This is a genomic window from Pseudactinotalea sp., assembly GCF_048594945.1.
Taxonomy (GTDB): Bacteria; Actinomycetota; Actinomycetes; order Actinomycetales; family Beutenbergiaceae; genus Pseudactinotalea.
Window position 1 is genome coordinate 1 of the sequence record NZ_JBMDXJ010000133.1, and the last position, 5057, is coordinate 5057.

A 5057-nucleotide genomic window follows, 5' to 3' on the forward strand; every position below is an offset into this window, starting at 1 on the left:
AGGGTGATCTCACGCTGCTGTCGCAGTGCCCGCAGCCGCAGTCCGACTCCGCTCAGGTCGTTGCTCATGCGATCCATGTTGCCATAGTGGCAAGGACGCTTGCTAGTCTCGCGACGCCGTCGGACACTGAGGTCATGACCACACCACGGACCCTCACCGCTCCACTCGACGCTCTCGTGATCGGCGGCGGCGCCGCCGGTCTCGCCGGCGCCATCACGCTCGCCCGCTCACGCCGATCGGTGCTGGTGGTCGATGGCGGCGCGCCCCGTAACGCCCCTGCCGACGGCGTGCATGCCCTGCTCGCGCTCGACGGCATCGCACCCGCCGATCTGGTCGCTCGCGGCCGCGAGGAGGTGGCGCGCTACGGCGGCGACGTCGTGACCGCCGAGGTCTCGGACGCCGCGATCGAGGGCGACGGGTTCGCAGTGACGCTCGGCGACGGCACCGTGGTGCGCGCCCGGCGCCTCCTGGTCGCGACCGGCGCGGTCGACGTGCTGCCCGAGATCCCCGGCCTGGCCGAGCACTGGGGTCGCAGCGTGGTGCACTGCCCCTACTGCCACGGCTGGGAGGTCCGCGACCAGCCGATCGGCGTGATCGCGAGTCACCCGATGTTCACCCACCAGGCGCTGCTGTTCCGGCAGCTCTCCAGCGACGTGGTCGTGTTCACGCACGGCGTCGACCCCACGCCCGAGCAACGCGCCCAGCTGCTGGCGCGGGGCATCGGGCTCGTCGAGGACGGCGTGAGCGCCATCCGCGCGGAGGCCGGCGCGGTCACCGGGGTGGAGCTGGCCGACGGCCGTGTGGTGCCGCGCTCGGTACTGACGGTGCAGAGCGTGCTGCGACCCCGGATCGAGTCGCTGACCGGGCTCGGGCTGACCGTCGCAGAGAACCCGATGGGCACGTTCGTGCCGACCACCGACATCGGCGGGCGGAGCGAGGTGCCCGGGGTCTGGCTGGCAGGAAACGTCACCGAGCCGGCGGCCCAGGTGGGCGCGTCGGCAGCGGCCGGCACGATGGCCGGCGCACAGATCAACGCCGACCTGGTGATGGCCGAGACGGCGGCAGCGGTCGCGGCGATGTGACCTCCGGTCCGACTCCTGGTCAGTCCAGCAGCGTGATCTCGCCGACCAGGTCGGCCGGTCCGGAGAGCTCGACCCCACCGCCGTCGAGCATGACCACGCGCAGCTGACCGCCCGGGACCAGCACCACCCAGTCGTCGGGGGCGCCGTCGCCGAACCACTGCCGAGTGGCCACGGCGGCGGCGCATGCGCCAGTGCCGCACGAGAGGGTCTCGCCGACGCCACGCTCGTGGACACGCATCTTGACCACGCCCACGCGCTCGGTGCCGACCACGGCGCCGTCCTCGTCGACGACCTCGACCTCGCGCTCCCCCAGCGGAACCACGACCTCGACGTTCATGCCGTCCTCGGGCTCGGGCTCGAGGCGGGGCGCGACGCTGAGGTCGACCTGCTCGAGCAGGTCGAGGTCCGCCAGCGCGATCACCGTGTGCGGGTTGGGCATGTCGATGCGCAGTCCGGGTCGGGGCTCGTCGAGGCCGGCGAGCGCGACCGTGACGTCGAAGCCTTCGGCAAGCGCAGCCTCGCCCCCGGGTGCAGACCACAGGCCCATGTCCGCGGCGTACTCGTCGAGCTCCTTGTGCACGGTCAGGGTTCCGGCGCGCGTGGCGATCGTGGTGGTGGCGCCATCCTCGAGCTCGAGCAGCCCTTCGCGTTCGAGGTACGCGACGTACACGCGGAGGCCGTTGCCGCACATCTGCGCGATCGAGCCATCGGCGTTGCGGTAGTCCATGAACCACTCGGCCTCAGCCACCTGGTCGGCCGCGTCCGGCTCGGCTGCGGTGCGCACGGCGCGGATGACGCCGTCGGCGCCGATGCCGGTGTGTCGGTCGGCGATCGCGGCGACCTCGGAGTCGCTGAGCGGGCTCTCGCCGTCAGGGTCGGCGTACAAGAGGAAGTCGTTGCCGGTGCCGTGGCCCTTGACGAAGGTGCGCGCGGAGGTCATGGGACCAGCGTACGGGCGCGCGCGAGGAGGTCGGGGCCGGGCGCCAGCCAGTGGATGCGGTCGTCGCGGCGGAACCAGGTGAGCTGCCTCCGGGCGAGCTGGCGGGTGGCGATCGTGGTCGCCTCGATCGCTTCCGCGACCGTCATCTCGCCGGCGATCACCGAGCGCGCCTGGGTGTAACCGACTGCGCGGGACGCCGTGCCTGCACGGTCCAACCCGGCTGCGAGCAGGCCTTCGGTCTCCTCGATGAGACCGCCTTCGAACATGGCACGGGCACGCGCGGCGATCCGTTCGGTCAGCTCGGGGCGGGGCACGTCGATCGCGAGGAGGGTCGCGGGGATCGCCGCGACCGGGCGCTCCGGCTGCGAGGCGGCGAACGGCTTGCCGGTCAGCCGCACAACCTCCAATGCCCGCACCACGCGGCGGCCGTTGCGCCGGTCGATCCGGGACGCGGCCTCGGGGTCGAGCCCGGCGAGCTCGTCGTGCAGCAGGCCTGGTCCCTCCACCTCGAGGCGAGCTTCGAGCTCGGTGCGGAGCTCAGGGTCGGTCTCGGGGAACGACATCTCGTCGAGCAGGGCACGCACATACAGCCCCGACCCGCCCACGACGATCGGCACTGTGCCGCGCTCACGGATCGCGGCGATGTCAGCTCTCGCGGCGGGTTGGTAGGTCGCGACCGCGGCGTCCTGGGTCACGTCGAGGACGTCGATCTGATGGTGCGGTATGCCGCGCCGCTCGTCGACGGGCGTCTTGGCGGTACCGATGTCCATGCCGCGGTAGAGCTGCATCGCGTCGGCGTTGACGATCTCTCCGCCGAGCTCCTCGGCCAGGGCGAGTCCGAGATCGGACTTGCCGGACGCCGTCGCCCCCACGACGGCGATCACCGGTGTCTGTTCCACGACCGCGAACCTACCGGGGCCAGCCGGCCTGCCTACACTGACAGCGATGCCACGGCCCGACGAGACACCACCCGAGGAGAGCAGCGACGCCGTCGACGAGCACGACGTGCGCCCCGTCGACAAGCGACGCATCGCTCAGTGGCTGCGCGGTGCGGGGATGCGCTACTTCGTCAACGACGAGGGACCGATCGGCGGCATGTGGAGCGGGTGCCTGTTCACGTTCGGGATCGCCGGGCGCGGCGCCGTGCTGCAGATCCGCGGCCAGTACAACCGCGTGATCGCGATCGAGCGGCGCGAGGAGCTGATCGGCCTGATCAACGCCCGGCACGCGCGGACCGCGTGGCCCAAGTGCTTCCTCATGGTGCTCGACGACGGCACGATGCGCCTCGCCGCCGACCACAGCGTCTCGATCGCTCACGGGCTCTCCGAGCAGCAGCTCGAGCGAACGATCCGGACCGGACTCACCGCAGCCCTGTCCGTCTTCGGCGAGGTCGGAACGCGCTACCCCGATCCGCTCGCCACCGCGCCGGACGGACTCGCATGACCAGCCCGAGCGACCTGCCGAGCGCACCCGACATCCCGGCCCCGGTGACGCTCGCCCGAGTCGCCGCCCTGCTCCGGCCGGACGGGTGGGCGGTCGACACCGAGAAGGCGAGCGTGCGTCACCGGTGGCCACACCTGGAGGTAGCGGTGACGGTCCGCGAGAGCGAGGGCATGTTGTTGCTCGTGCGCGGCGCCCACGTCGGCGAGCCGATCCCGCTCGACCGCGCCAGCGCCGTCGAGGCGTTCGTCAACGACTGGCATCGGGACCGGATCTGGCCGGTGATCGTCCACACGAGCACCGACGACGCGATCGTCGTCCACACGCACGTGGGTGTGGACGCGACCGCGGGGCTGACGGCCACGCAGCTCGACGACTACCTGCGGATCGGTCTCGGCACCACGCACCAGTGCTTCAGGGCGCTGGCCGAGGTCGGCATCGTGCCGCGCGTGGACCCGCAGGGCTCAGCGGACCCGGATGCCGGGTAGCCCGAGCGCGATCGGCTGGGGTGCGGCGGTCCCGGCGGCTTCGCTCTCGGCCTGCGCGCGAGCGGCGGCGCGGTTCTCGTAGGCGTCCCCCGAGCGGGTGCGCCGCAGCTGGAAGACGCCGCCCTGCGTGCCGGAGTCCGCGATGAGGTGGTGCGGGGCGCTGCGCGTCACCTGGGCGGTGATCATGTCGCCGGGCCGCGGCGCCGGGCCGTCCCAGTCCTGCGGGACGCCCACGTGCACGAGCCGGTTGTCGGGTGCGCGACCGCTGACCCGGTGGGTGGCGCCGTCCTTGCGGCCGTCGGACTCGGCGAGCAGCACCTCCACGGTCCTGCCGACCTGGGCGGCGTTCTCCTCGGCGCTGATCCTGTCCTGGAGCGCGTGCAGCCGGGCGTATCGCTCGGCCATCACCTCGGCGGGGATCTCGGGCAGGTCTGCGGCCGGTGTGCCGGGTCGCGGTGAGTACTGGAACGTGAAGGCCGAGGCGAACCGGGAGGCCTCGACGACGTCCATGGTCGCCTGGAAGTCCTCGTCGGTCTCGCCGGGAAAGCCGACGATGATGTCGGTGGTGATCGCGGCGTCGGGCAACTGAGCTCGCACCCGGTCGAGGATGCCGAGGAACGTGGAGCTGCGGTAGGAGCGCCGCATCGCGCGCAGGATGCGGTCGGATCCGGACTGCAGTGGCATGTGCAGAGTGGGCATCACGGTGGGGATGGCGGCCATGGCGTCGATGACGTCGTCGGTGAAGGCGGCCGGGTGGGGCGAGGTGAAGCGGATACGGTCCAGGCCCTCGATGGTGCCGCAGGCGCGCAGCAGCTTCGCAAACGCACCGCGGTCGCCGAAGCCGACGCCGTAGGAGTTGACGTTCTGGCCGAGCAGCGTGACCTCGCAGGCGCCCTCGGCGACGACGGCCTGCACCTCCGCGAGCACGTCACCCGGCCGACGGTCACGTTCCTTGCCGCGCAGGTGCGGCACGATGCAGAAGGTGCACGTGTTGTTGCAGCCGACGGAGATCGAGACCCACGCTGCGTAGGCGCTCTCGCGCCGGGTGGGCAGCGTCGAGGGGAAGACCTTGAGGGCCTCCTCGAGCTCGACCTGCGCCTCACCGTT

Annotated in this window: 6 protein-coding genes; 3 read left to right on the plus strand and 3 right to left on the minus strand. The window is 71.9% G+C overall.

The window, feature by feature from the left end:
- Window positions 1–134: 134 nt before the first annotated feature.
- On the plus strand, window positions 135–1082 hold the full coding sequence (locus ACOJSN_RS06350; RefSeq protein ID WP_420111668.1) for an NAD(P)/FAD-dependent oxidoreductase: 948 nt from the start codon (window positions 135–137) through the stop codon (window positions 1080–1082).
- A 19-nt stretch (window positions 1083–1101) separates the two neighbouring features.
- On the opposite strand, the gene dapF is transcribed toward ACOJSN_RS06350, so the two are convergent.
- Together dapF and miaA are read right to left on the minus strand one after the other, a co-directional pair.
- On the minus strand, window positions 1102–2022 hold the full coding sequence (gene dapF, locus ACOJSN_RS06355) for a diaminopimelate epimerase (protein ID WP_420111669.1): 921 nt from the start codon (window positions 2020–2022) through the stop codon (window positions 1102–1104).
- A complete protein-coding gene (gene miaA, locus ACOJSN_RS06360) occupies window positions 2019–2921 on the minus strand; it encodes a tRNA (adenosine(37)-N6)-dimethylallyltransferase MiaA (RefSeq protein ID WP_420111670.1) in 903 nt (300 codons plus the stop codon). The genes dapF and miaA overlap by 4 nt, the downstream gene beginning before the upstream one ends.
- Window positions 2922–2967: 46 nt before the next feature.
- On the opposite strand from miaA, the gene ACOJSN_RS06365 reads away from it, so the two are divergent.
- Window positions 2968–3465: a YbjN domain-containing protein gene (locus ACOJSN_RS06365; RefSeq protein ID WP_420111671.1), complete on the plus strand. Its 498-nt coding sequence runs from the start codon at window positions 2968–2970 to the stop codon at window positions 3463–3465.
- Complete coding sequence (locus tag ACOJSN_RS06370) at window positions 3462–3950, plus strand: YbjN domain-containing protein (protein ID WP_420111672.1); 489 nt, start codon at window positions 3462–3464, stop codon at window positions 3948–3950. Before ACOJSN_RS06365 ends, ACOJSN_RS06370 begins: the two co-directional genes overlap by 4 nt.
- Here ACOJSN_RS06370 and ACOJSN_RS06375 read toward each other — a convergent pair.
- Window positions 3927–5057, minus strand: a 1131-nt coding sequence (locus ACOJSN_RS06375) for a MiaB/RimO family radical SAM methylthiotransferase (protein ID WP_420111673.1), incomplete at its 5' end; no start/stop codon positions are given. The two genes, ACOJSN_RS06370 and ACOJSN_RS06375, sit on opposite strands and share 24 nt — an antisense overlap.

Coding starts and splice junctions, on each gene's coding strand:
- ACOJSN_RS06365 (WP_420111671.1), top strand. CDS start 2,968: ATGCCACGGCCCGACGAGACACCACCCGAGGAGAGCAGCGACGCCGTC.
- ACOJSN_RS06350 (WP_420111668.1), top strand. CDS start 135: ATGACCACACCACGGACCCTCACCGCTCCACTCGACGCTCTCGTGATC.
- ACOJSN_RS06370 (WP_420111672.1), top strand. CDS start 3,462: ATGACCAGCCCGAGCGACCTGCCGAGCGCACCCGACATCCCGGCCCCG.
- dapF (WP_420111669.1), bottom strand. CDS start 2,022: ATGACCTCCGCGCGCACCTTCGTCAAGGGCCACGGCACCGGCAACGAC.